15 protein-coding genes are annotated in these 25,503 nt (G+C 52.5%); 6 read left to right on the top strand and 9 right to left on the bottom strand.

Going from position 1 to position 25,503, the window contains the following annotated elements; translation table 11 throughout:
• Positions 1-87: 87 nt before the first annotated feature.
• The 5 genes from KK083_RS20095 to KK083_RS20075 all read right to left on the bottom strand — a co-directional run bounded on the left by KK083_RS20095 (position 88) and on the right by KK083_RS20075 (position 12,773).
• On the bottom strand, positions 88-2,454 hold the full coding sequence (locus KK083_RS20095; protein WP_254166949.1) for an ABC transporter permease: 2,367 nt from the start codon (positions 2,452-2,454) through the stop codon (positions 88-90).
• 115 nt (positions 2,455-2,569) lie between these two features.
• On the bottom strand, positions 2,570-4,936 hold the full coding sequence (locus KK083_RS20090; RefSeq protein ID WP_254166944.1) for an ABC transporter permease: 2,367 nt from the start codon (positions 4,934-4,936) through the stop codon (positions 2,570-2,572).
• A gap of 208 nt (positions 4,937-5,144) precedes the next feature.
• Positions 5,145-7,511: an ABC transporter permease gene (locus KK083_RS20085; protein WP_254166936.1), complete on the bottom strand. Its 2,367-nt coding sequence runs from the start codon at positions 7,509-7,511 to the stop codon at positions 5,145-5,147.
• A gap of 254 nt (positions 7,512-7,765) precedes the next feature.
• Positions 7,766-10,135, bottom strand: a complete 2,370-nt coding sequence (locus tag KK083_RS20080; protein WP_254166926.1) for an ABC transporter permease — start codon at positions 10,133-10,135, stop codon at positions 7,766-7,768.
• Positions 10,136-10,412: 277 nt separating this feature from the next.
• On the bottom strand, positions 10,413-12,773 hold the full coding sequence (locus tag KK083_RS20075; RefSeq protein ID WP_254166916.1) for an ABC transporter permease: 2,361 nt from the start codon (positions 12,771-12,773) through the stop codon (positions 10,413-10,415).
• Between the two features lie 337 nt (positions 12,774-13,110).
• Between KK083_RS20075 and KK083_RS20070 the strand changes: the two genes are divergently transcribed.
• Both KK083_RS20070 and KK083_RS20065 read left to right on the top strand, forming a co-directional pair.
• Complete coding sequence (locus KK083_RS20070; protein WP_254166908.1) at positions 13,111-14,484, top strand: sigma-54-dependent transcriptional regulator; 1,374 nt, start codon at positions 13,111-13,113, stop codon at positions 14,482-14,484.
• On the top strand, positions 14,474-15,796 hold the full coding sequence (locus KK083_RS20065; RefSeq protein WP_254166906.1) for a sensor histidine kinase: 1,323 nt from the start codon (positions 14,474-14,476) through the stop codon (positions 15,794-15,796). Before KK083_RS20070 ends, KK083_RS20065 begins: the two co-directional genes overlap by 11 nt.
• Positions 15,797-15,937: 141 nt before the next feature.
• Here the strand turns inward: KK083_RS20065 and KK083_RS20060 are convergent, their stop codons facing one another.
• Complete coding sequence (locus KK083_RS20060) at positions 15,938-16,123, bottom strand: hypothetical protein (protein ID WP_254166904.1); 186 nt, start codon at positions 16,121-16,123, stop codon at positions 15,938-15,940.
• A gap of 356 nt (positions 16,124-16,479) precedes the next feature.
• Here KK083_RS20060 and KK083_RS20055 point away from each other — a divergent pair, with 356 nt between their 5' ends.
• Entirely contained in the window at positions 16,480-17,277 is a 798-nt protein-coding gene (locus KK083_RS20055) for an endonuclease/exonuclease/phosphatase family protein (RefSeq protein WP_254166902.1), read from the top strand.
• A gap of 178 nt (positions 17,278-17,455) precedes the next feature.
• On the opposite strand, the gene KK083_RS20050 is transcribed toward KK083_RS20055, so the two are convergent.
• Positions 17,456-18,901 (bottom strand): APC family permease, encoded by a 1,446-nt coding sequence (locus tag KK083_RS20050; protein WP_254166898.1) that lies wholly within the window; start codon positions 18,899-18,901, stop codon positions 17,456-17,458.
• A 117-nt stretch (positions 18,902-19,018) separates the two neighbouring features.
• Between KK083_RS20050 and KK083_RS20045 the strand changes: the two genes are divergently transcribed.
• The gene (locus KK083_RS20045; RefSeq protein WP_254166889.1) at positions 19,019-19,396 is read left to right on the top strand and encodes a hypothetical protein; all 378 of its coding nucleotides are present in this window, start codon (positions 19,019-19,021) and stop codon (positions 19,394-19,396) included.
• Between the two features lie 69 nt (positions 19,397-19,465).
• The gene (locus tag KK083_RS20040) at positions 19,466-20,071 is read left to right on the top strand and encodes a hypothetical protein (RefSeq protein ID WP_254166887.1); all 606 of its coding nucleotides are present in this window, start codon (positions 19,466-19,468) and stop codon (positions 20,069-20,071) included.
• A 50-nt stretch (positions 20,072-20,121) separates the two neighbouring features.
• On the opposite strand, the gene KK083_RS20035 is transcribed toward KK083_RS20040, so the two are convergent.
• Entirely contained in the window at positions 20,122-21,105 is a 984-nt protein-coding gene (locus KK083_RS20035) for a bile acid:sodium symporter family protein (protein WP_254166885.1), read from the bottom strand.
• Positions 21,106-21,188: 83 nt separating this feature from the next.
• A complete protein-coding gene (locus KK083_RS20030; protein WP_254166883.1) occupies positions 21,189-21,614 on the bottom strand; it encodes an SRPBCC family protein in 426 nt (141 codons plus the stop codon).
• A gap of 274 nt (positions 21,615-21,888) precedes the next feature.
• Between KK083_RS20030 and KK083_RS20025 the strand changes: the two genes are divergently transcribed.
• Positions 21,889-25,464, top strand: a complete 3,576-nt coding sequence (locus KK083_RS20025; protein WP_254166881.1) for an RHS repeat domain-containing protein — start codon at positions 21,889-21,891, stop codon at positions 25,462-25,464.
• Positions 25,465-25,503 lie beyond the last annotated feature (39 nt).

The following is a 25,503-nucleotide window of genomic DNA, read 5'->3' as shown; positions in this document are numbered from 1 at the left end:
CTCCTTCTGGCTCCTGACTTCTGACTCCTGGCTTCTTTTAACCGCCGTAGCTCGCGATGGCCCCAGTGCGGAGACAGGGAAGGCGGATTACTCCTCTTTCAAACACTGTGTAGGATTCGCGCGTGCTGCCCTGATTGCCTGCGCCCCCACCGTCATTCCTGCAATGAGCAAGGCAATAATGCCGGCCCCGGCGAAGTACCACCATTGCATCGTTATCTTATAGGCAAAGCTGCCGAGCCATTGGGCGGAGATAAAGTATGCTACCGGGAACGCGATCACCATGGCTGCGATGACGAGCCTGATAAAATCTCCTGAGAGCAGCGTCACAATGCCCGCCGTGGAGGAGCCCATCACTTTCCGTATGCCGATCTCCTTCTTTCTGCGGTCTGTGGTGAAGGCTGCCAGACCAAAAAGGCCCAGGCAGGAGATGATGATGGCCAGGGCTGCAAAATATTGTGACAGCGTGCGCACTTTCTGTTCGGCAGCGTATTGCGCCTGGTAAGCCTGATCCAGGAAAGTGAAGTCCAAAGGCAGGCCGGGATTGAACCGCTGGTAGCAGTGCCGGATCCTTTCCAGGGTCGATGCCGTTGTTCCCGGATCGATCCTCAGCCAGATGCCCAGCGCATAATGTGGCTCGAGCCTGAAGGAGAATGGCTTTACACTTTCGTGGAGGGATTGAAAATGAAAATCACCCACCACGCCGATCACTTCAAGACCGCCTACTTTTTTACCCACAGGATCTTCCAGTGATAATGTTTCCACGGCGGCTTCATTGAGGATACACTTCAGCGTATCGTCTCCGTGATCGAGCAGGTCTGAAAAGAATCGACCTTGTTTCAACCTGACGCCCAGGGTCTCCAGCATGTTGTAGTTCACGGCCGCGCTGTGGATGACCACCTGGCGGCCTTCCCAAAGGATGCTGCCGGGCAGGCCATTTCCACGACCGGTGAGATCGCCGAGCATGCTCGAGGCACTGGCAACACCGGGTATCTTTCGCACTTCCGCCAGAAAAGCTTCCGGGTTCTCGGCCACTTTTCCATCGGCTTCAAAATAGAGCAGGTTCTCTTTGTTGTAACCCAGGTCTTTCTGTAACACGTATTCTACCTGGCGGTGCACCACCAGCACTGATGCGATCAGCACCACCGAGATGGCGAACTGGAAGATCACCAACCCCTTTCTTACCCATACCTCATGCGTTGCGTCGGTGATCTTCCCCTTCAGTCCTGCTACAGCGTTGTAGCCTGAGAGATGCAGAGAAGGGTAGAGGCCTGCCATGATACCCGTGGCCAGTGTTATGGTGACCATGGCCGCGATCGTTTCGAAGTCGAACGTGAGCGCAATGGACTTGCCGGTCACGTTGTTGAAAGCCGGCAGCAGGAGGTCTGTCACGAGAATGGCAATGACCAGCGACACCGCACTCATGAGCAGCGCTTCGGCGAGGTATTGCACCACCAGCGTTTTGCGACTGGCACCCACAGCTTTTTTAATACCCACCGCCTTGATCCTGGCCGATGCTTTAGCCGTGAACAGGTTCATGAAGTTCACACAGGCAATGACAAGAATGAAGAGCGCTATGACTGAGACCAGCTGGATGTACTCGATCCTTCCGCCTGCAGGTATACCGTTATCATATCGTCCGTACAGGTACTGGTCTGAATATCTTACCAGGAATAGGGTGAAAGGGGAGGTGTTGCTTTTTCGTTTAATAAAGTTCGCAAGCTTGCTATTGACAGCTTCATCAATTGCATCGCCCTTCAGGGCGATGTACAAATAAAAAGGAGCGGGGGCATCCCAGTTCACTGGAGCCTGTGTCATGCCCATCATGTCTTCAAACGCTTCGAAGGGGAAGACCATGTCGAAATGTTCGGAGGCATTGGCAGGTACATCCCTGAAAATACCGGATACAGCTACCTGCTTTTTGATGTCGAAGATGCGGTATTCCAGCACCTTCCCCGAAAGGTTTTCGGTGGTACCGAACAGCTTACGGGCCATTGTTTCCGAAAGCACAACGGAATGTTTATCCGCTAGCACATGGTCTTTGTCACCATCAATGAGGTCGTACGAAAAAATGTTAAAGAAGTCCTTGCCAGCGTATTTGCCTGTACCCCTGGCCTGCGTGCCCTCCTGCGACAAAGTGAAGGCAGGAAAGAAGGCGGGAGGAGTGGTCACAACAGCATATTCGATCTCCGGTAACTCGTCGGCCATCGCGGCGCCTGCGAAGAGTGGCGTTTGTCCCGTGGTCTTCACGCTGCCATTGCGCTGCTCGTTCACCATCACCTGGAAGAGGCGTTTGTCATGCTCGTGGAACTTATCCACACTCATCTCATCCTTCACCCACAAATAAATGAGCAGCACACACGCCAGCCCCGATGACAATCCCACCAGGTTGATCACAAACACCGACCTGAACCGGTTGAAGCTGCGCCAGATCGTTAGTAGATTATGTTGAAACATGATCTTCTTTTTTAATTTCGTTCACCTATCAGTTTTAAGTACGAAGTACGAAATACGAGGTACGATTTCCTCCGATCACGGCACACGTACTTCGTTCTTCGTACCTCGTACCTTTCTATTCTTCCTTCAAACACTTCACCGGATTCACCCTCGCTGCCCTCACTGCCTGTGCTGCCACCGTAAACCAGGCCACGAGCAGGGCAATGGCACCTGCGCTTACAAAGTACCACCATTCCATACCGATGCGAAACGCAAAGCTATCGAGCCAGTGTGATGTAATGAAATAGCTCAGGGGGAGCGCGATCATAACGGAGACGAGAACGGTGCCGGTGAAGTCGGCGGAGAGCAGCAGCACAACACCCCATTCACTGGAGCCAAGCACTTTGCGGATGCCGATCTCTTTGCGCCGTTTTTCTGCCGTGAAGGCTGCCAGTGCGAATAAGCCCAGGCACGAGATCATAACGGCGATGGCGGCGAAGTATGCTGCCAGGGTGGCTACCCGTTTTTCGGCCGTGTAGAGTCGCTGATAGTCATCGTCGAAGAAACGATATTCGAAAGGAAAGCCGGCGTTGTATGTTTTGTATAATTTTTCAACCTGCGAAAGGGTTTCGGGGACCACGCCAGCCCTGATCTTCACCAGCACATTTCGCTGGTTGGGCATGCATTGGATAAAGCAGGGCTTCACGTTTTCATAGAGTGATTCAAAATGAAAATCCTTGACAACGCCGATGATCTGTTTTTCTTTTTCCCAGATCCGCACGGCTTTGCCTACAGGCTCCGTGAACCCGATAATTCTGGCGGCGGCTTCGTTGATGATGATGTTGGCGCTTTCGTTGCCCGTCTCCTGTGAAAAGAAGCGGCCTTCCTTCAATTGAAGCTCCAGGATCCCGGCCACGTCGTAGTCACCCGCCAGGTTTGCAAAGCTGACGCTGTCTTCCGGACGTTTGCCTTCCCAACGGATGCTGTAGGTGCCGGCATGCTCGCCGGTGAGGTCAAATGAGAGATCGGAAGCGTTGACAACGCCAGGTATCCGCTTTACTTCGGTGAGAAATGATTCGAGATTTTTGCGCAGCGGACCTTCGTTTGGAAAATAGATGACGTTGTCGCGGTTGTAGCCGAGGTTCTTCGATTGAATGAATCCCAGCTGCCGGTACACCACCACAACGGCTACGATCAGGATGATGGACACGGCAAACTGGAAAACGACAAGTCCCTTGCGTGTCCACAGTTCGCCCAGGGCGCGGTGCATTTTTCCCCTGAGCACCATGGCCGGGTTAAAACTTGAGAGGTAGAGTGCAGGGTAGCTGCCGGAGATGATCCCGGTGAAAAGAGCAATGGAACAGAACAACAGGATGATGCGGATGTCAAAAGCCAGTGCGAGATTTTTACCGGTGATGCTGTTGAATTCCGGGAGCACGAGGTCCACAATGAGCACCGCTACTGCCAGCGAGAGGAATGACACCAGCAGCGACTCTCCAAGGTATTGGAATGCGAGTGTCCTGCGCCTGGCCCCCATCACTTTCCTCACACCGATCTCTTTGAGTCGCTGCGCTGTCTTGGCAGTGGTGAGGTTCATGAAGTTCACACAGGCAATAATAAGGATGAAGCACGCAATGAGGCTGAACAGCTTCACGTAGGCGATCCTTCCGCCCGTGCGCACGCCATTCTCATATGTGTTGTAGAGATATTGATCGGCGTAGGGGCGGAGAAAGATCGTGCTGTTCCACGCGGGGGCTTTGGCCTTCATCAGGCCTTTGAGCTTTTCATTGATAACGGTCACAGACGTTTCTTCTTTCAATATCACATAGGCAATGGAGGCACAGTTGCTCCATCCAAGGTAGCTGGGATTTTTTTCTGTGAACAGGTCGAGGCAGAACAGCACATCGAACTGGACTGTTGAATTTTCCGGCGCACGTTCGAAGATCCCGGACACGGAGTAGCTTCCGGTATACTGGCCCCCGTTCCATTCCACTGTTTTGCCCAGGGCAGCTTCTGCGGAGCCAAACAGCCTGATGGCCATTTCGTCAGAAAGGAGCAATTGATTCTTATCACGCAATACCTGCGTTCCCGACCCATGCAGCAGCTTGTAGGAAAATATCTCGAAGAATTCCTTTCCTGCAAATTGTTGACGGGCCTTGATGGATTTGTTTTCCCAGGAGAGCAGGCCCTTGATGCGTGGCGGCACCTGAATGACGCTCACAGCGTTTTCAATTTCCGCGAACTCCTCCAGCAATGTTTTGGCCGTGGGCTCAGGCGTTGAAGGATTGGTCTCGATGCCTTCCGGCCGTTCAATGTTCATCATCACCTGGAACAACCTGTCGTTATGCTCATGGAACTTATCCACGCTCAGCTCATCCATCACCCAAAGACAGATCAGCAAGGTCGCAGCCAACCCCACCGAAAGCCCCGCTACATTGACCAAAAAAGTCCCCCTGAACTTCCTGAAGCTACGATAGATGATGAGAAGATGATGTTTGATCATTGGATGTTTTGTTTTCTTTTTTGTCCTTTATTCACTGGTATCTTAGTCCACAGTCCACGGTCGACAGTCCACGCACTGCCCCTTCGAAAACCGTTATCCGGAACGATGGTGGAAGGATCCGGAACCTTACTGCCTCCTTACTACTTACTTCTTACTCCTTACTCCTCCTTCTGACTCCTGGCTCCTGACTTCTGACTCCTTGCTTACACTATTCCTCTTTCAAACACAATACCGGATTCACCTTCGCAGCTTTAAAAGCTTGCGTACCCACCGTAACCCATGCAATGATCATGGCTACGGCACCGGCACCGGCGAAGTACCACCACTCCAGCGCGACCCTGAAAGCAAAGCCGCCCAGCCACCGGGTGGCGATCAGGTAGCTTACGGGCAATGCGATCAGGATGGCGGTGAAAACGATCTTCGAAAAGTCACGTGATAAAAGTAATACAATACCCGTTACGCTTGACCCAAGCACTTTGCGGACACCGATCTCTTTCAACCTTCTTTCGGCGGTGAACGCAGCCAGCGCAAACAGTCCCAGACAGGAGATGACGATGGCGATGCCGGCGAAGTATTGCGACAGCGCCGATACCCTTTGCTCGGCAGCATAGAGCTTCTGGTAGTCGTCGTCCATGAACCTGAAATCGAAAGGCAGGCCTGCATTGTGGCGCTGGTGGAATTTCTGAAGGTGTTCGAGTGTGGTTTTTTCCGAGCCGGCCTGGATCTTCACCATGATGCGGCTGGGTGTGTTGTCGATCATCGGCACCAGGAAAAAGAAGCACGGCTTTACTTCTTCGTAGAACGATTCGAAATGGAAATTTTTGACCACGCCCACGATCTGCCGGCGGAAGTTCCAGATGGTGACCGTTTTGCCGATCGGATCTTTCAGGCCCATCGCCTGGATGGCAGCTTCATTGAAGATGATCTGTTCGTCTGAGCCGAAGTCGCGGGAGAAAGATCTCCCTTCCACCAGGTCAAAACCCATGGTTTCGATGAGGTCATAGCCCACTTCCAGGTTACCGAAGTCGATGCGGTCGTCAGGTTTTTTCCCTTCCCAGTCAAGGGCGTAAGTACCGCCGTGATTGCCGGTGAGGTCGTGATAGAACCTGGCGGCATTGATCACGCCGGGCAGGGTCTTGATCTCTGCCATGAGCGCATCGCTCACTTTCTCTGTATCGAAGTAGATCACGTGATCCCTGCTGTAACCCAGGTTCTTGGTCTGGATGTATTCCATCTGGCGGTAGGCCACGATCACCGACACGATGAGGATCACGGAGATCGCGAACTGGAATACCACAAGACCTTTGCGTGCCCAGCCCTCGCCGGTGCTTTTGTTCATCCTGCCTTTCAGCACCAGCGCAGGTTTGAAGCCGGAGAGGTACAATGCAGGATAACTTCCCGCCAGCACACCGGTGACCAACGTGATGCCTATGGCTGTGAGCACAAGGCTGGTATCAAAACGGAGCACAAGCTGTTTTCCGGTGAGTGAGCCGAACGGTGTCAGCAGCAGATCGGTAGCAAGTACAGCGATGGCCAGGGAGAGGAAAGCCATGGTCATGGATTCGCTCAGGTACTGGATGATCAGTGTTTTACGCCCGGCGCCCACGGCCTTTTTGATGCCCACTTCTTTGATCCGTCGTGATGCTTTAGCAGTAGACAGGTTCATGAAGTTGATGCAGGCGATGAGCAGGATGAAGACGGCAATGATGGAGAAGAGCTTCACGTATGCTATTCTGCCGCCGGCGGGAGCACCGTTCTCGTATTTTCCGTACAGGTACCGGTCTGAATAGCGTTGTACGAAGAGCGTTTCCCTGATGTTTTTGTCCTTCGATTTTAAAAAGCCTCTGATCTTGGTATTGAGCTGGCTGGCGGAGGCGCCTTCTCTCAACACCACATAAGTTCTCGGATCGGTGCTCGTCCATGTTTCGAGCCAGGGCTTGTCCTGGAGGAACAGGTCGTAGTTGAAAACAATATCGAACTGATTGGAGGAATTGGCGGGAGGAGTTTCGAAAAGCCCGGAGACATAGAACAGCGCTGTTTTTTCTCCCTGGTTCCAGCCGATTGTTTTGCCGGCCACATCGTATGTGGTATTGAATAACTTCAACGCCAGCGCTGTGGAGATGGCCACACCTTTTTGATCGGCCAGCACCTTGTTGTGATCTCCTTCGAGGAGGCGGTAAGAGAACACGTTGAAAAAATCCCTGCCGGCATACTGCGCGCTGATCTTGATCCGTTTGTCCGCAACGGAGATCACACCCTGTTGCTGGCCCATTCCAGCGGGTACAACGGCAACCGCATATTCAATCTCCGGCATTTCTTCCATCAGCGCCCTGGCCAGCGGCCCTGGTGTACCCGCACCTGTTTCGATCCCCGTATCATGATAGAAATTCTCCATCACCTGGAAAAGCCTTTCGTCCTTCTCATGAAATTTATCGACGCCCAACTCATCACTCACCCACAACCAGATCAGCAGCGCACAAGTCAATCCCATCGATAACCCAACGAGGTTGATAAAGAAGGTCCCCTTGAAACGTCGGAAGTTCCTGTAGAGAAGAAGGAGATTATGTTTTATCATGGGATTACTTTTTTAATTCTCTATTTTTTTTCTGGTCCGGTTAGTGAGCTGCACGACTTGCGCACTTCGTCACTACGGGATTCTTCACTCCCTCATGCCCCACACATCCTCCGTTCAGAATGACGGTCTCAGCGTACGTGCCTCCTTACTACTTACTTCTTTCACCCTCCATAGCTTGCGATGGCATCAGCGCAGGACAGCGAAGGTGGGTTACTCCTCCTTCTGACTCCTGGCTCCTGACTTCTGACTTCTTTTTACTCATCCTTCAAACACTGCGTCGGATTCACCCTCGCAGCTTTCAAAGACTGCGTCCCCACCGTAATCCACGCAATGACCATGGCAATGGCACCGGCGCCAGCGAAGTACCACCACGCCAGCGTGATCCTGAAAGCAAAGTCGTTCAGCCATTGGGTGGTGATGAAGTAGCTGACAGGCAATGCGATGACAATGGCAGTGACAACAATTTTTGTGAAGTCCCTGGACAGGAGCAGCACGATGCCCGTGGTGCTGGCGCCGAGCACTTTGCGGATGCCGATCTCTTTCAGGCGGCGTTCTGCGGTAAAGGCGGCCAGCCCGAATAGTCCCAGGCACGAGATCAGGATGGCCAGCGCTGCGAAATATTCAGAGAGCGATGCCACTCTTTTTTCAGTGATGTATTGTGCCTGGTATTCGTCGTCCAGGAATCCATGATCGAAAGCGAAACCGGGATTAAAGGCCTTGTAAAGTTTTTGAAGCCTGGCGATGGTTTCTTTTTCCTTGCCGCCTTCTATTTTGACAAGCACCCGGCTGAACTCGTTCGGCGTCAGGCGCACGAAGAAGGGTTTTACATTTTCATGAAGCGATTTGAAATGGAAGTTCCTGGCGATGCCGATGATCTCGAGGTCGTTTCCCCAAAGGTTGAAGATCTTGCCTACGGGATCTTTCAATCCCATCACTTCGATGGCGGCTTCGTTCAGAATAACCTTTTTAGTTTCGTTGGCATGATTCCTGGAAAAGGTTCTTCCTTCCACCATCTCTATTCCCAGCATTTCGAGTATATCATAGTTTACGCCGAGGTGCTCGAACTGTACGATCTCATCGTCGTTCCGGCCTTCCCAATCGAATGATCCTGTGGTGAAGCCGGTGAGGCCGCTCAGGTTTCCCCACATGCTCGAAGCATTGACAACACCGGGTACGTTTCTCACTTCCGTCAAAAACGTTTCGAGCTGTTCGGTAACCCGGCCCTCTGTGTTGAAATAAAGAATGTTGTCTTTGTTGTATCCGAGGTTTTTGGTTTGCACATAGGAGATCTGCCGGTTGATCACCAGTACGGATACGATGAATATGACCGACAGGGCAAACTGGAATACCACCAGTCCTTTGCGCGCCCATTGCTCACCCACCTGGTTGTGAAGTTTTCCTTTCAGCACAACGGCCGGGCTGAAGCGCGAAAGATACAGGGCCGGGTAGCTGCCCGCCAGGAGGCCTGTGAACAGTGTGATGCCCACCAGTGACAGCACCAGGCTGATGTTGGGACTGAAGGTGAGCTGTTTTCCGGTGATGGCATTGAATTGTGGCAGCAGGAGGTCTACCATGAAGATGGCGAGCGCCAGCGATACGAAGGTCATTAACATGGACTCGGCGAGGTATTGCAGGATGAGCGTCTGTCGTGCGGCGCCGATGGCTTTTTTGATGCCTACTTCCCTGATCCTGCGTGATGCTTTGGCCGTGGCAAGGTTCATGAAGTTAATGCAGGCAATGATCACGATGAAGATGGCGATCAGGGAAAAGAGTCTCACGTAGGCGATCCTGCCTCCAGCCACTTTACCGTTGTCGTAGTTGCCATACAGGTAATTCTCGGAATAAGGCTTCAGAAAGATGGTGAGGTTCGAATCTTTCGCTTTGCGCTTGACCAGCCCTTCGATCTTGTTGTTGAATTGCGCCAGGTCGGTGCCGGGCTGGAGCTGAACGTACGTGATGGCGTTGAGGTTGCCCCAGTGCAGGCCGCCTCCGAGAAGCTCCTTGTACGATTCGTAAGCCAGCATGAAGTCGAACTGGTTGGAGGAATTGACAGGAAGGTCCTTGAAGATCCCCGTGACGGTTACCTGTCTTTTGACGTGAGGCGCCTGCCATTCCACGGATCGGCCGATGATGTTTTGCGTAGTGCCGAACAATGCCATCGCGGTTGTTTCGGAGATGACAATGGCATGTTTATCCGTAAGCGCTTTTTTCTTATCGCCCTGAAGCAGGGGATAGGAGAAGATGGTGAAGAAGTCTTTATCGGCGAACTGCCCGAGGGCAGTGATGTGTTTTTCAGGATCGCCCGAAAGGGTAAAATAGTTGTCAATAGGAGAGGCGCCCACCGCATATTCGATCTCCGGCATTTCCTGCTGCAATGCTTCCGCCAGCAACGCCGGACCTTCACCCGTGGTAACGATGCCATCGGGCCTGTTCTGGTTGATCATCACCTGGAAGAGCTGGCTGTCGTTCTCATGGAATTTATCCACACCCAGCTCATCACTCACCCACAGCCAGATCAGCAGCGCACACGTTAACCCCGTCGACAACCCGATCAGGTTAATGAAGAACGTTCCCCTGAAACGCCTAAAATTTCTGTACAGAAGAAGGAGATTATGCTTGATCATGCTGTTACTTTTTTAATTCCCAATTTGTTTTTTTTTCTCTGTATTCGGGGCCGGTTAGTGAGCTGCACGACTTGTGCACTTCGTTACTACGGGATTCTTCACTCCCTCATGCCACCACACCTCCCTCGTTCCGAATGACGGATCTCAGACTATACCGCTCCTTACTCCTTACTACTTACTTCTTTCACCCTCCATAGCTTGCGATGGCATCAGCGCAGGACAGCGAAGGTGGGTTACTCCTCCTTCTGACTCCTGGCTCCTGACTTCTGACTTCTTTTTATTCATCTTTCAAACATTTCGTCGGATTAACCCCCGCCGCCTTCACTGCCTGCGTCCCCACCGTGATCCAGGCAATGAGCATGGCAATGGCGCCGGCAGCAGCGAAGTACCACCATTCAAGCGTGATCCTGAAGGCAAAGTTGCCCAGCCAGGTGGTGGCGAGCCAGTAACTTACCGGCAGCGCAATCACGATCGATACAAGCACTACTTTGGTGAAGTCTGCGGAGAGCAGGGTGACGATGCCGAAGGCGCTGGAGCCCAGCACTTTTCTGATGCCGATCTCTTTGAGGCGCCGTTCAGCAGTGAAAGCGGCCAGCCCGAACAATCCCAGGCATGAGATCAGCACGGCGAGTCCTGCAAAATATTTTGAAAGCGTGGCAACACGTTGCTCGGCGATGTATTGCGATTGGTAGTCTTCGTCCAGGAATCGGTAATCGAAAATAAAACCCTCGTTGTACTTTTCATAAAACTCGCGGATCCTGTCCAGCGTTTCTGTTTCTTTTCCCGCCTCGAGCTTTGCCATGATAAGGTAGGCATAGCTGGGCGCAAACCGGAAGAACACGGGCTTGTAGTTTTCGTGCAGCGATTCATAATGGAAGTCTTTTACAACGCCGATGATCTCCACGTTTTTGCCCCATAACTTTACTGTTTTCCCGATAGGATCGGTCATGCCCATAAAAGCGATAGCCGCCTCGTTAAAGATGATGCGTGCAGTGTCGGTGAACTGTGGAGAGAAGGAACGTCCGGCAGCCATTTTTATGCCGAGCGTTTCGATCATGCCATAATCTACGGCGAAGTTTTCAAATTCTGTTCTGTCATTAGGATCTCGCCCTGGCCATTCAACACCCCAGGTGCCGCTGTTGTGGCCGGTCATATCGTGGGTGGTGGCGGAAGCATTGACCACGCCGGGAATATTGCGAAGCGCCGGTAAGAAAGACTCAAGACCATCTTTGTTCCAGAGCTTTCCCTCGCGCTCAAAGTAGATGATATTGTCCTTGACGTATCCCAGCGATTTGGATTGCACATATTCGATCTGCTTGTATACCACGAAGACTGAAACGATAAAGATGACAGACAATACAAACTGGAACACCACCAGGCCTTTGCGCGCCCAGAGCTCTCCCAGGGAAGTGTTGAGCTTGCCTTTCAGCACTACAGCAGGGTTGAAGCCGGAGAGGTATAAAGCAGGATAGCTTCCCGCCAGAATGCCCGTGAGGGTGGCGATGCCAATACCGGTGAACAGAAGTTTGCTGCTGAGATCCAGCGCAAGCTGTTTGCCCGTGATGTCGTTGAACTGCGGAAGCAAAAGGTCTGTGATGAGAATGGCTATCAGCAGTGACAGGAAGCTGAGCAGCAAGCTTTCGCCCAGGTAGTGGAAGATGAGCATTCTGCGTCCCGCACCCACGGCTTTTTTGATGCCGACCTCTTTTATTCTTCGTGAAGCTTTCGCCGTGGAGAGGTTCATGAAGTTGATGCAGGCGATGACCAGAATAAAGACAGCGATCACGGAGAACAACTTTACATAAGTGATCCTGCCACCCACCAGCACACCGTTCTCGTACTGGCCATAGAGATATTTTTCAGGGATCGGTTTGGCGAACATGGTGCGGTAGGTGACCTCGCCATTGGTCTTTACTTTCACATAATCCGCGATTTTGGCGTTGAACTGGTTGAGGTCTGCGCCTGGTTTCAGTAACACGATGGTGCGGACGGCGGTGTTCCCCCAGTAACGAAGCCACTCCTTGTCTTCCACGTAGCTCTCAAAGGTGAGCAGATATTCGAATTGTTCTGACGAATGTTTGGAGACATCCCTGAACACGCCGGTAACGATATGCTGTTTTTTGTGGTCGACTTCCACCGCTTTGCCAACCACATTTTCAGTAGTGCCGAACAATTTCACGGCCAGCGACTCAGAGATCACCATGGCGCTCTTGTTCACCAGCACGCTGTTTTTGTTTCCCTGCACGAGGTCGTACGAAAAGATCTTGAAAAAATCCGGCCCCACAGATTTGCCCGAGGCCTTCACGTTATGATCGCCCACCGAGAAGGTGCTGTTGTTGGTCCATGATGAGGGCAGAGCATATTCGATCTCGGGTATGTCCTTGATGATGGTTTCCGCCAGTGGACCTGCCGTGGTCTCGGAGGTCCAGATGCCATCCGCTTTTTTCCGGTGCTCCATCAGGTGAACGATCCGGTTTCCTTTAGCATGGAACTGGTCCATCTGAAGCTCGTCATCCACCCACAGAAAGATCAGCAGCGTACAAGTGAGTCCGGTGGAAAGTCCCACCAGGTTGATCAGGAACGCCGACCTGAACCGCATGAAATTTCTATAGATAAGGATAAGGTTGTGTCTGAACATAGTGTTGTTTTTATTTCTTGTCTATCTTTTATTCACGACTATCAAGCTTTGGGTGTTAGGAAATTAGGGCATCAGCAATGCAGATCGGGTGGTCCCCAGTGCCCAATTCCCAATGCCCTGAATCTCCTGTAATTGAAAACCCTCCTGGTTCCTTTTCATTACCATGCCACAACAGAAAACCTCGATTCTATCTCAAAATCGCATCCTCTGAAGCAAACCGATTCCCAACTGCCCACCGACAGAAAAGTAACTGTCCAATATTGGGCACTTTTTATGGTTTTTTATAGCCCTCTCAATATTTTTACCAGCACCAAAGCCGAAGGGGCTTAATATTGATATGAGCAAGAGTTCAGGCCGCATTCTATTGGTAGATGATGATGAGTTTGTGCTGCTGTCGATCAAGCTGCTGCTGGAACCGCATTTTGCCTCCGTGAAAACCACTAACAACCCCGAGCGGATCCCGGCATTGTTCGATCGGGATCAGTTTGATGTGGTGGTGCTGGACATGAACTTCCGGCAAGGCGATACCACGGGCAACCAGGGCCTCTTCTGGCTCAAAAAGATCCTGAGCCTCAGTCCCGATACCCAGATCGTGCTCATCACCGCCTATGCCGATATCCAGGTAGCGGTTGAATCCATCAAGGAAGGCGCGCTGGATTTTATTGTAAAGCCATGGCAGAACGAGAAGCTGCTCGCTACGGTGAAGACGGCAAATCTTGTGAGCCAGGAGAAGCAGAAAGTACGACAGCTGAAGTCACAGCAGAAGTCACTGGTGTCTGCCCTCGATCAGCGTTATGAGCCGTTGATCGGCAAGTCAGAAGCGATCTCGGCCATCCGCAAAACGATCGAGAAAGTGGCGCCTACGGAAGCCGTTGTACTCATCCTCGGGCAGAACGGCACAGGCAAAGAGGTGATCGCACGCGAGATCCACCGGCACTCCACACGATCGGAAGGGATCTTTATGGCTGTGGATGTCGGCGCTCTCAGTGAAAGCATTTTTGAAAGCGAGCTGTTCGGCCATCGCAAGGGGGCATTCACGGATGCTAAGGAAGACCGTGTTGGCAGGTTCGAAGCCGCGGCAGGAGGTACGCTGCTGCTCGATGAGATCGGCAATCTCTCGCTCCCGCTGCAGGCCAAATTGCTTACGGTGTTGCAGCATAAAAAAGTGATACGCCTGGGTACCAATGAGCCCATAGACCTCGACGTACGCATTATCTGCGCCACCAACTGCAACCTCCAGGCTATGGTAAAGGAAGGAAAGTTCAGGGAAGACCTCTTGTACCGCATCAATACGGTGGAGATCACCGTGCCGCCGTTGTACGACAGGCCGGAGGATATACCACTGATCGCCGCTCATTTTCTTACACGGTTCAGCCAGAAGTACCAGAAGCCTTACCTGAAGCTTGCTGCGCCTGTGATCACTTACCTGCAGCAATACCGGTGGCCCGGCAACATCAGGGAGCTGCAGCACGCACTCGAGCGGGCCGTGATCATGTGTGAAGGGGAGCAGCTTACCGCCGAAGATTTCGGATCGTTTCAGAAACAGATGGCGGGCGACTTCATGTTCGATCACCTCAACCTTGAAAAGCTCGAAGCGTGGGCTATCCGCAAGGCCATCGCCAAACATAGCGGCAACATCAGCCACGCCGCCGAAGAGCTGGGCTTGTCGCGGGGCGCGTTGTACCGCAGAATGGAGACCTATGGCATTTAAGAACTTCCGGTTCCTGGTGATCGTCCGGGTGATGATCCTTACGCTGGCCGTGTCATTGCTGGCGTGGTGCCTGGTGCATGCGTTGTACCTGAGAAGCGTGTACCTCGCTGCCGGCGTTCTCATCCTGCTGGCGGAGCTCATCTGGTTCATCGACCGGTTCAACCGCGACTTCCGCACGTTTATGGTCAGCTTACTGCAGCGCGATTTCACCACACACTACCAGGCTTCGGGCAAGGGCAGGAGCTTCAACGAGCTGTATGAAGCCCTCAATAATATTTCCGGCGCCTTCAAGGCCATCAGCGCCGAAAAGGAAGTGCAGCACCGGTACCTGGAGATGCTGGTAGAACATTTGCGTGTGGGTATTCTCAGCATCGACGCCGATGGCAGGGTGCACCTGGCCAACCAGGCGCTGAAAGACCTGCTGCAGAAAGATGTGATCCTCAGCCTGCGGTCGCTCGAATCGTTCGACGAATCGTTTGTCAGGACCCTGCATGAGATCCGCACCGGTGAAACACAACTGGTGAAGCTGCGGGTGAACAACGAGCTGCTCCAGGTTTCCCTTCATGCTTCGGAGTTCAAGCTGGGAGAGCGTTATTTTAAGCTCATCTCCATGCAGAACATCCGCAGCGAGCTCGATGCCCGCGAGATCGAAGCCTGGCAGAAGCTCATCCGTGTGCTCAGCCACGAGATCATGAACTCCGTGGCGCCCATCATTTCGCTCAGTGGTACGTTGCATGGGCTGGTTAATCAGAATATGCGCGATGCGCCGCAGTACGATGCCTTGCACCAGGGACTGGACGCCATCAAGATCAGGAGTGAAGGGCTTTACAATTTTACGCAATCATATCGCAAGCTCTCTGGTATTCCGGAACTGTCGTTGAAGCAGGTGAGCGTAAAGGACCTTGTAGGGAGGGTGCACACGCTGATGCAGCACAGGCTCGAAACGGAGGCCATTCATTTTCGTGTGTCGGACGTGGAAGTCACCATCGAGGCGGACCCTGAGCTGATGGAGCATGTGCTGATCAACCTGGTTTTGAATGCCATCGACGCGCTCGCCGGCAAACCGGATCCCGCCATCCTCGTCCGCACCTCCCGGCATGCCAAGGGAAATGTTTGTATTCACATCGCCGACAATGGTGAGGGCATGGACGAGCGCACCGCCGAAAAGATCTTCATCCCGTTTTTCACCACCCGCAAAAGCGGCTCCGGCATTGGCTTAGCCATCACCAAACAGATCCTTCAGCTGCACCACGCGGATATTCAGTTTCACACCGAAAGAGGAAAGGGGACGGAGTTTGTTATTATACTATAAAAACGTTCGAGTTCAGTTGCCAGTTGCCGGTTGCCAGTTCGGGTGCGGCTTCGGCCATCCCTATTCGTGTGTGGATCTAGTGAACAGAAATCGGACGTGATTTTCAACACCTCCCGAAACCGGCTATCCGGTAACCGGCAACTATTCCCGAGTCTTCGTTTCCTGAAACTCGGTATCCTTCCTCGGATTCTTGCTCAGAGTCGCTTCCGGGAATCGCTCCTCCTGCACCTGTTTATTAATATCCCGGTTAAGCTGCGGATCCGGTGTCTTTTTACCCTTGCCCGGTTCCCCCGCTTCCTTCTCTGGCCTGCTGCTATCTGTGCTCATAACTTTCATCTTTAAATGCTGCTTATCTCTAACTATTTCCTTCTGTTTATCGGGCAAAAATTATTCCTCTGACAACCGGCATTTTTTGATTTGCGGCAGTCCAATGTCAGCACCTAATTCTGATCGGAGCTCTTTCAGTCATACGCCATGAGGACATAAGCCAACCTTTGGCCTGGCAAGGGAATGCGCGGGTTGGGTTGAGTCCGAATGACGTATGACGAGGCCCTCGCCGCGGCCTCGGAGCGGCACCGGGTCTTTTTTCACCACACAAAATCTATCTTCATAAACACTATGACCCAACCGGCAACTATTTTTTTCTACCTTCCGTCCGCAATTCAAAAACACAAAACTTCATCATGAAACTATTTCTTCGCCTGCTAGTGGCGCTTGTTCTTATTCTCGCTTCAGCATATCCCCTGATCGCGCAAAGCAAAAAACTGACACTGAAAATCCTTTGTTATAACATTCACCACGCAGCGCCGCCGTCAAAGAAAGACAGCATCGACCTGGATGCCATTGCCCGCGTGATCAATTCACGTCAGCCTGACCTCGTTGCCCTGCAGGAAGTAGATGTGCACACCGGGCGCTCGGGACCTTTCAACCAGGCGGAAGAGCTAGGCCGCAAAACTGGCCTCACGCCTTATTTCATCAAAGCCATCGATTACGGCGGAGGTGAATACGGTGTGGCCATATTATCGCGCTACCCGATGACCAATCAAAAACGTTACGCGTTGCCGACCAAGGAGGGAACTGGCGGCGAGCCCCGTGTGTTGGGAACCGCTACTATCACGCTACCCGGCAAAAGAGAAATGGTCTTCGCCTGCACACACCTGGACGCACAACGTGATCCGGTGAACCGCGAGCTGCAGATCCACGCCATCGCCGAAGCGCTTAAAAGCTCAAAACTTCCTTTGATCATCGCGGGCGATTTCAATGCCCACCCCGGAACCGGTGTCATCGATGTGCTGGACACCCATTTCAAACGTACCTGCGATCCCTGCGACTTCACCATCCCGGTAGAGAACCCGCAAAAAGCGATCGACTTCATCGCCTTCTATCCGCAGAAAAAATTCAACGTAAAAAAGCACGAGGTCATCCCCGAGCGTTACGCCTCCGATCATTTGCCGGTATATGCGGAGCTGATACTTGAATAGTCCACAGTCGACGGTCCACAGACCACAGACGTGTAGTGTTATGTCAGCTAGTCGTACTTTGTAAAATCGCACCTCGTGCCTTTCACGAGGCACGATCAACCCCTTGAGCGCTATTCACGTGGTACATCTTAAGCAGAGATTCTGCCTCACGAAAAACGCTCAAAGGGTTGCAGACACGCTACTGCCGTGGACTGTCGACCGTGGACCGTAGACTATTTCTATTCCAATAAAAATAAAACGGCAGCCCACTGGCCATCAGCGCCAGGCCGATCAGCGCTTCACGGGGTTTGCCGATCAGCGTAATAGTGATCAGCGCCAGGCAGAAGAGAATAAAGATCACGGGAACAACGGGGTAGCCCCACGCTTTGTAGGGACGGTGGGCATCCGGCATCTTCTTGCGAAGGATGAACACGCCCAGGGTGGTGGCTCCGTAGAAGATGAAGGCCGCGAAGATCAGCATGTCTGTGAGCTGATCGAAGCTTCCCGAAAATACAAGCAGCGATGACCACACCGCCTGGATCACAATGGCATTGGAGGGCGTATTGTATTTGGGATGGATGTATGATGCTGACTTGAAGAACATACCTTCTTTGGCCATGGCGTAGTATAGGCGCGGCGGACCGAGCAGTGTGGTGTTGGTGCAGCCGAAGGTGGTAAGCAGGATGAGGATGGAGATGAACAGCGCTCCGCCAGAGCCGAGGAAATGCCTGATCACCGTAATGGCGGCGATGGTGTTCTGCGATTTTTGAGAGTTGACGATCTCATCGATGGGCAGCACATACAGGTACGTGAAGTTGATGAGCACATATACCACCATCACAAACGAAACACCCAGTACCAGGGCCAGCGGAAGGTTGCGCTTCGGATTTTTGATCTCCCCGCCGATGTAACCTGTGGCGCTCCATCCTTCGTAGGCCCAGAAGGCTGCGAGCAGCGCTGCGAAGAAGCTGGTGATGAACGAAGGATCGGTGATCGAGCGTGACACATAGTGGGTGCTCGAGGTACTGAAATTTTCCAGGCTGCCGCCGCCGATAGTGAGGCCGAGCACGATGATGAGGAAGATGCTGGCTACCACGATGATGAGCACGCCCTTGCTCAGGCCTTCGCCGAACTTGATGCCGATGTAATTATTGTAGGAGAGCACCAGGATCAGCAGCACGGTGAGGCACTTTACGCCAAAGTTGTCGAAGGGTGTGAAGACCCCCAGCAAGGTGACCTGGGCCCACGATTCAGACAAGGTAGGCACCGGTATAAGGGCGTTGAACGACTGTGCGAAAATATAGGCGATGGAGGCCACGGCCGCAGAGCGGATCACGGTGAAGGTGGTCCATCCGAAGAGAAAAGCAAAGAACTTGTTGTAGATCTTTCGGAAGTAAACAAACTCACCACCCGAGTCGGCCAGCAGACCGGCTACCTCTGCGTTGCTGAGCGTACCACATAAAGTGATAAGCCCGGCCACCACCCAGGCAATGAGCACCAGGTCGGGAGACAGCAGTTCGGCAGACATGGGCGCTACCTTTTTATAAACGCCCGATCCGATCACGGAGCTTACGGTAAGGGTGAAAGCAGAAAACAATCCTAGAGTCTGAATGAGTTTTCCCTGAGATTTAGGTTGCTGAGACATTAATAGGTTAAGTTGTAAAAGGTAAAAATATACTTTTTACCATGGTTTAAAAAACCGTTTATCAGGATAATGGACTGGTACAGGAATAGCAGTATTGCTCGTAAAAGGACAAGTGCTATGAAATTGTTGAAATATCTCCTGATCGTCCAGGCCGCTTACATTTTCCTCACGGCGTTGTGGCCCATTGTCGATATCAGGAGCTTCATGGCTGTGACGGGTTACAAAACGGACATCTGGCTGGTGAAGACCGTCGGGGCGTTGCTGATCCCGGTGGCGCTGACCCTTGTCATGTATCTGTATATCCGCACCGACCGAAGACCGGCGTTCTTACTTGGCAGTGGCACCGCAGCTGCCTTCATTTGCATCGATTTTTACTACGCCCTTACCGACGTGATCTCCGATATCTACCTCGCGGATGGTTTCCCAGAGATTGTCTTCCTGGTTTGCTGGCTCTACATCGCCATAGCACATCCCCATGCTTTGAAAAGAATTTAGAATATAGAATTTACCCCGCTCCCCTTGGAATGGTTTTGTTCGAGTGACACTCAACTAAACACGAAAACTATGTCTCAAACAGTAATTGGTATTTTCGAATCAAACAGCCAGGCAGAAGCGGCGGCAGAGATGCTGACAGCGAATGGCCTTAGCAGGGAAAAAATTGATGTTTCAACTCCGGATGCAACGCGGGGCAGGGGAGATGTAACCGATGAAAAGAATACGCTCGATAGCAGCATGGGCCGTTACTTTCAGCGCATTTTTGCCGATACCGATCTGGCGATGAAGTATGCGGCTGTGGCCCAGCAGGGTGCCGTGGTGGCAGTGCAGTCAGACACCTGGCCCGATGCAGAAAAGATCGCTGACATTCTCGACCGGTGTGGCGCCATTAATGTTGATGAACGGGCTCGGTTGCTGGAAGATAGCTGGACCCGCGACGACCGCACCAGAAGATCCGCAGGCGAAGATGCACCAGCGGTACGGACGTATCCCGGTGTTGCAGAGCACGAGCAGCCTGCAGACTCAACGTTGGAAAGATCCACCACCATTCAGCCACAGCAACGTGAAAGCCTTCGCCTTCACAGTCGCATCATCGAACGCCCTGTAGATTCCGGACAGCCTGTTCAAAAAGATGGAGTAGACGAATACGCTGATCTCAAAGATCCCAATTCCTGATGCGTACCTGTTACTTCTTACTCATGACTCCTCCTCCTGGCTCCTGGCTTCTATTCCCTCGCCATTTTTTCAGCCATGGCGCTCCCCACCAGCAGCTGTAGTGCGTGGTAAAGAACCAATGGCAACAGGATCACGCCCAGGGTAACAGGATTCGGGAACAGCAGCCTTCCCATCAGCGCTCCCTGTACCAGCGATTTTTTGGAGCCACAGAAAAGAATGGTGATGCGGTCTTCCCTCGAAAAACCGAGGTAGGATGCGCTCACCTGCATGAGGCCGAACATGACCAGGAAGAATGCCAGCATGACGGCTGCCAGCAGGGCGATCTCGGTAAGGGAGTGGGTGCTGAAAACATTTCCGTAGAACGATTCGCAGAAAGCCGTATAGATGATGAGCAGGATGACCGCCTGATCAAAGTAACGCAGTTTCGTTTTATGCCTTTCGGAGAACCGTCCCAGCCATCGGTGCATGAGAAAACCGGCGATCACCGGCACCAGCACCTGGAAGCAGAGCTTGACAATCACGTCGGTAAACTCCGCAGCGCTGGCGGACTCTTTGATAAAGAAGCTCATCCACAGCGGTGTGATAAAAATTCCAAGCATGCTGGAGAGGCTCGCGTTGAAGATCGCTGCGGGCAGGTTGCCGTGTGCAATGGAGACCATCACCACCGACGAAGAAACAGTGGAAGGCAATGCCGCCAGGTAGAATGTACCGAGCCACAGCAGTTGGTACTCCGGATCGTTCCGCAGAAAGGAAAACAACAATACAATCAGCGGAAAGAGCACGAACGTGGTGCTTTGCACGATCAGGTGCAGTTTCCAGTTGCTGAGTCCCGCCCTGAGCTGTTCAGGACTTAACCGCACACCATAAAAGAAAAAGATAATCGGAATGCCGTATTGAGTGATGAGCCCCAGCGGAAGTGGACTTTGCGCCGTGCCATAAAACGGAAACAGCCAGCTCAGCCCCACGGCAACGAGCATAAAAAGAAAAAAGCCATTCAGGCCGGCCTTTTGGAAATGGAGAAGCAGCTTGTTCATATCGTGGCTACAACAATACGCAAAAGTCGTCAGACCACTGCGCACGGGCCTTGCGCCAGGCAGTTGGTCCGACGACTAATTGGTCAGGCTTTCTTTTCAACAAACGCAGGCAGGAGCGAGCCAATAAGCGCTGTCCATCCGGCAACAAAGTTCTCTTTTGCAAAATCGGCAAGCGGAGGGAAGGTCTCGAGCCCGGTATGGGTGAGCTTTATTTTGGTTTTCCCGCTTTCTTCAGACAATTCGAAAGTCACAAATGAGTTACCCTCATGGCCTTTGTAGCGCCAGCTGTACGTGAGCTTTTTCCTGGCGATCACTTCCGTAACCTTGCACAGGTGCACGAAAACCCTGCCTTCATTCTGACCTTCAAACTGGAATTCGAAACCTACTTCCGGCTTGAATTCAGCAATATCAAAATACCATTGCTTCATGTCGTCCTTATCTGTGATAGCTTTCCAAACCCGCTCTACGGGAGCATCCAGGAGCTTTTCAATAACAATAGGTTTCATCATGTTTTGAGTTTTTGTTATAGGATATAAGTTTTTCAATTGCTGTACCGGCCCGACCTCGCGATCAAGGCGAGATAGGTAACCGTTAGGTTACAAATATAATGAAACCGTTCAGTTACGCAAACGCCCCCGTCTCTTCCCGGGAGGGGCGGTTGAGGCCTGCATTTCAGCTCCCAATACCTCCATTTCCACACCCGATCACGCTGTTTGAGACCCGTGGGTGATGCCACGGAGCTGCTCATGACTCAATTTGCCGCAAAAAATCGCTACTGATTCTATGACACATGTATTTAAAGGAAAGGGACCCTGGATCGTCCTGATTACATTTTTTGTTCTGGACTGGGGCACGGCGCTCGCCCAACTTGGGGTAAAGCCAGTGAATACAGCCTCGGATAATATCATTCCTCCTTCCCCCGAAGCTGCTGCGCTCGCCCGGTACGCTGCTGTACCGGTAGGGCTATATACAGGCACACCCCAGGTGAGTATTCCCCTCTGGGAATTAAAGGAAGGTGACATTACCGTTCCTGTCTCACTGTCTTACCACGCTGCCGGTAATAAAGTGGAGGAGATCGCATCGCGGACAGGGCTCGGATGGACGCTCAACGCAGGGGGTATTGTTACCCGCACCATCATGGGAGAGGCCGACGAGTATGGATACAGTGGCTTTATCAATTTTTCCATGCACCATGCCCCCATGGATATCCTTGCCGGAACTGCTGCCGAACGTTTTCCGGTGTTGCATGGCCTGGAAGACTGTGAAGCCGACGCTCAGCCCGACCAGTTCTCTTTCAATTTCGGCGGGTACACAGGAAAGTTTGCCTTCAACTGGAACCAAACGCTCGACATGGCGCAGAAGATCGACGTCAGCTCAGAGCGCAGGATTACCGTCAGGCCTGTTGGACTGAATACCGACCCAATGTCCACGTCGTTTATCCAGGCATGGGAGATCACAACGGACGATGGAATGAAATACCTGTTTGAGGCACAGGAGAGCGTTCGCATTACGTCGCAGTCGGGCATGTTTTATCCATGCCGGTATGATCGGCCACGGGTAACGGGTTGGTATCTTACGCGGATCACTTCGCCGCTGGGCCATGTGGTGATGTTCGAATACACGCCTTATGACCTTCAATACATGTTGAGGTCATCGGAGACGGCGAGTCACCGGGAAGGGTGGGAGCCCGCGAACACGGATATTTCATACGAGACGATGGCCACCAGCGGAAAATATCTCAGCCGTATTGTGACCGGGTCGGGCGCCAGCATTCTGCTGAAAAACAGCAGCCAGCCCCGCACCGATCTTCCCGGCTACAACACGCTCTACAGCCTGGGGGAGATAGAAGTGCTGGACCGCGACGGCAAACGGATCAGGGCTTTCGCGAACAGCTACACGAATTCAACGGGAAGACTTACATTGGAAAGCATCCAGGAGCTCGGTTCCGCAGGTACACTCACGGTAAAACCTCCGCACCGTTTTGTTTACACAGGTACACTTCCTTCTCTTGGCGGTCTTCCGACTGTGAAGATCAACAACCAGGACCACTGGGGTTTTGCCAACAATAACACGGAGCCAACACTGCTTCCTACCTATCGCTTCACACGTTGGGATGGCACTCCGGTAAATTATGCCGGCGCGAGCCGTGAGCCTTCCGGTGCGGTGGGCGGCGGTATCCTGACAAAGATCATTTATCCTGCCGGAGGCAGTACAACGTTCGACTATGAGCCGCACGTTTATAGCTATGTTGGCAGCACCAGGATTGAAAAGACCTATGAGACCGTTACGAAAGGGGTTTCCGTGTCCCATCAATCCACAACCTCATCCGAGGCATCTGTACGACAGTTTACGCAGAAGCTCTTTACGGTTCCGCAAGAGGCTATTGCCGAAGCGGGCCACAAACCGTTTACCTTCACTTTCACGGGAAGCTACTGCTCCTTTCCTCCCGGTATCAATGAAGCGGGTCTCGGACCATCTGCGTGGATCGAAGACCTGTCAGGCAATGTCATCCGGCATTTTTCCTATTCTTCGAGCGCTCAAACGAAAAGCGCTGAGCTCAGCTTCACCGATCTGAGGCCCGGTCAGCAATATTACCTGGTAGCGTCCACGTTGGGAAACCCCTGTACGAATGGAGGAAGAGATGGCTCCACAGCCTCCGTCACCTGGCTTGAAAAGACCGAGAACGTTCTCAGCAATTCGAAGATCGCGGGCGGGCTCAGGATCAGCAAGATCACCGACCATGACGGGATCAGCACCGCCAACGACATTGTGAGACGGTTTGACTACACCATGCTGGATGGCCAGGAAGTTGTTTCCAGCGGTGTGATTGCCGCTATACCACAGTATGAGTTTGAAACGCGGGTCCACGAAGGTGATGACAACAGTCCCGTGCTGAATCCGAAAGATTATATATCCCGGATCTCGAACAGCGTCGTTGCTTTAGGGAACACCCAGGGAAGTCACATCGGCTACAGGCAGGTCAACGTGTTCCATGGTATCAACGGTGAAGGAGGGAAGACCGAGTCATTTTTTACCTCCTTTGATACATCACCCGACAACATCGTCACGCAGGTGCCCTTTCCGCCGGCCAGCTCCTATGATCATTCGCGCGGACTGCTGGTGAAACAGATCGACTACAAATATGAGACCGCGGGCGTTTTCAAAGCGGTAAGAATGATCGAGAACAAATACGACTCGGTACCGGTGATAAAAAAGATCCCGGCTTATAAGATAGGCCTTGCCATCACCGGAGGTGGCCCTTTCGGCGAGGGATTTATAGAGCGTTATGCCATTGGAGGATATACGTACAACCTTGCATTCAGACCGATGGTGTCTTCGCGTGAAACGCTTTTTGATGAGAATGGCCATACTTTTGTCACCAGGAAAGCACTGGCTTTCGATGCAGCCCGCCAGTTCGTGATCTCCGAGACGGAGCGGACCAGTGAGGGCAAATCGCTTGTTACGGAATACCGGTACCCCTGGCAATACACACCGGGTGCGGCGCCATTCATCCAGCAGCTCGTGCAACGCCACATTCTTTCACCGGTGATAGAATCTGTAACGAGGGAAACGTCACAGGATGGAAGCCAGCGTGTGGTCGCGGCAAAGTATTACCAGTTCGACACCTTCGGAAACAACATTCTTCCTTCCCGGCAGCTGACATTCGGTGCTACCTCGGCGGTAACAGATTTCCGTGCCTCCGTCAGTAACAATGGCGCCTTCGATGACCGGTACTATCGTGAGACAATCAAATATGACCGGTATAACAATGCCGGCAAGCCGGAGCAGGTCACCACGCCGGGTGATGTGGTAACAGCTTATCTCTGGGGATATGACAACAGCCTGCCCGTTGCGAAGATCTTTAACGCCGCTATCGATCGATGCGCCTATGCAGGATTTGAAAGCGCGAACAAGGGTAACTGGTCTTACATCGATGCTCCTGACAATTATTCAACTGACGCCCGCACGGGAAAACGTTCCTTCAAAGGTATTGTTTCGGCTTCGCTGCAGTCGGGCAGTTATGTGGTGTCCCTGTGGGCCAGGGGCTCAGGCAGCATTAAAGTGAATGGCTCATGGCAGGCAGTGAGCGCCACCTGGACACGTTATCAGTGGACCCTCTCAGGCCCCCGAGAGCTCACCATAGAGGCCAATGGTAACCTCATCGACGATGTACGGCTTCATCCCGCGGAAGCGCACATGAAGACCTACACATACGATGCGTCTGGCAGCATGACCTCGGCCACGGACGAGAACCACATCACTGCCTTTTATCAGTACGATGGCCTGGGAAGACTGGTCACCGTCAAAGACGAAGAGGGCAATATCGTGAAGCACAATCAGTACCAATACAAGAACTAGACGGTTTACAAAACTATTCGCATTACAATTCAAAGATAC

The organism is Chryseosolibacter histidinae (assembly GCF_018598225.1).
Classification (GTDB): domain Bacteria; phylum Bacteroidota; class Bacteroidia; order Cytophagales; family Cyclobacteriaceae; genus Chryseosolibacter; species Chryseosolibacter histidini.
Note: the sequence above shows the minus strand (reverse complement) of the source record. Positions and strands in the feature narration are given on the sequence as shown.

Bases quoted from the DNA above. Each gene is read 5' to 3' on its own strand.
- KK083_RS20095 (WP_254166949.1), bottom strand. From the start codon at position 2,454: ATGTTTCAACATAATCTACTAACGATCTGGCGCAGCTTCAACCGGTTC.
- KK083_RS20090 (WP_254166944.1), bottom strand. From the start codon at position 4,936: ATGATCAAACATCATCTTCTCATCATCTATCGTAGCTTCAGGAAGTTC.
- KK083_RS20085 (WP_254166936.1), bottom strand. From the start codon at position 7,511: ATGATAAAACATAATCTCCTTCTTCTCTACAGGAACTTCCGACGTTTC.
- KK083_RS20080 (WP_254166926.1), bottom strand. From the start codon at position 10,135: ATGATCAAGCATAATCTCCTTCTTCTGTACAGAAATTTTAGGCGTTTC.
- KK083_RS20075 (WP_254166916.1), bottom strand. From the start codon at position 12,773: ATGTTCAGACACAACCTTATCCTTATCTATAGAAATTTCATGCGGTTC.
- KK083_RS20070 (WP_254166908.1), top strand. From the start codon at position 13,111: ATGAGCAAGAGTTCAGGCCGCATTCTATTGGTAGATGATGATGAGTTT.
- KK083_RS20065 (WP_254166906.1), top strand. From the start codon at position 14,474: ATGGCATTTAAGAACTTCCGGTTCCTGGTGATCGTCCGGGTGATGATC.
- KK083_RS20060 (WP_254166904.1), bottom strand. From the start codon at position 16,123: ATGAGCACAGATAGCAGCAGGCCAGAGAAGGAAGCGGGGGAACCGGGC.
- KK083_RS20055 (WP_254166902.1), top strand. From the start codon at position 16,480: ATGAAACTATTTCTTCGCCTGCTAGTGGCGCTTGTTCTTATTCTCGCT.
- KK083_RS20050 (WP_254166898.1), bottom strand. From the start codon at position 18,901: ATGTCTCAGCAACCTAAATCTCAGGGAAAACTCATTCAGACTCTAGGA.
- KK083_RS20045 (WP_254166889.1), top strand. From the start codon at position 19,019: ATGAAATTGTTGAAATATCTCCTGATCGTCCAGGCCGCTTACATTTTC.
- KK083_RS20040 (WP_254166887.1), top strand. From the start codon at position 19,466: ATGTCTCAAACAGTAATTGGTATTTTCGAATCAAACAGCCAGGCAGAA.
- KK083_RS20035 (WP_254166885.1), bottom strand. From the start codon at position 21,105: ATGAACAAGCTGCTTCTCCATTTCCAAAAGGCCGGCCTGAATGGCTTT.
- KK083_RS20030 (WP_254166883.1), bottom strand. From the start codon at position 21,614: ATGATGAAACCTATTGTTATTGAAAAGCTCCTGGATGCTCCCGTAGAG.
- KK083_RS20025 (WP_254166881.1), top strand. From the start codon at position 21,889: ATGACACATGTATTTAAAGGAAAGGGACCCTGGATCGTCCTGATTACA.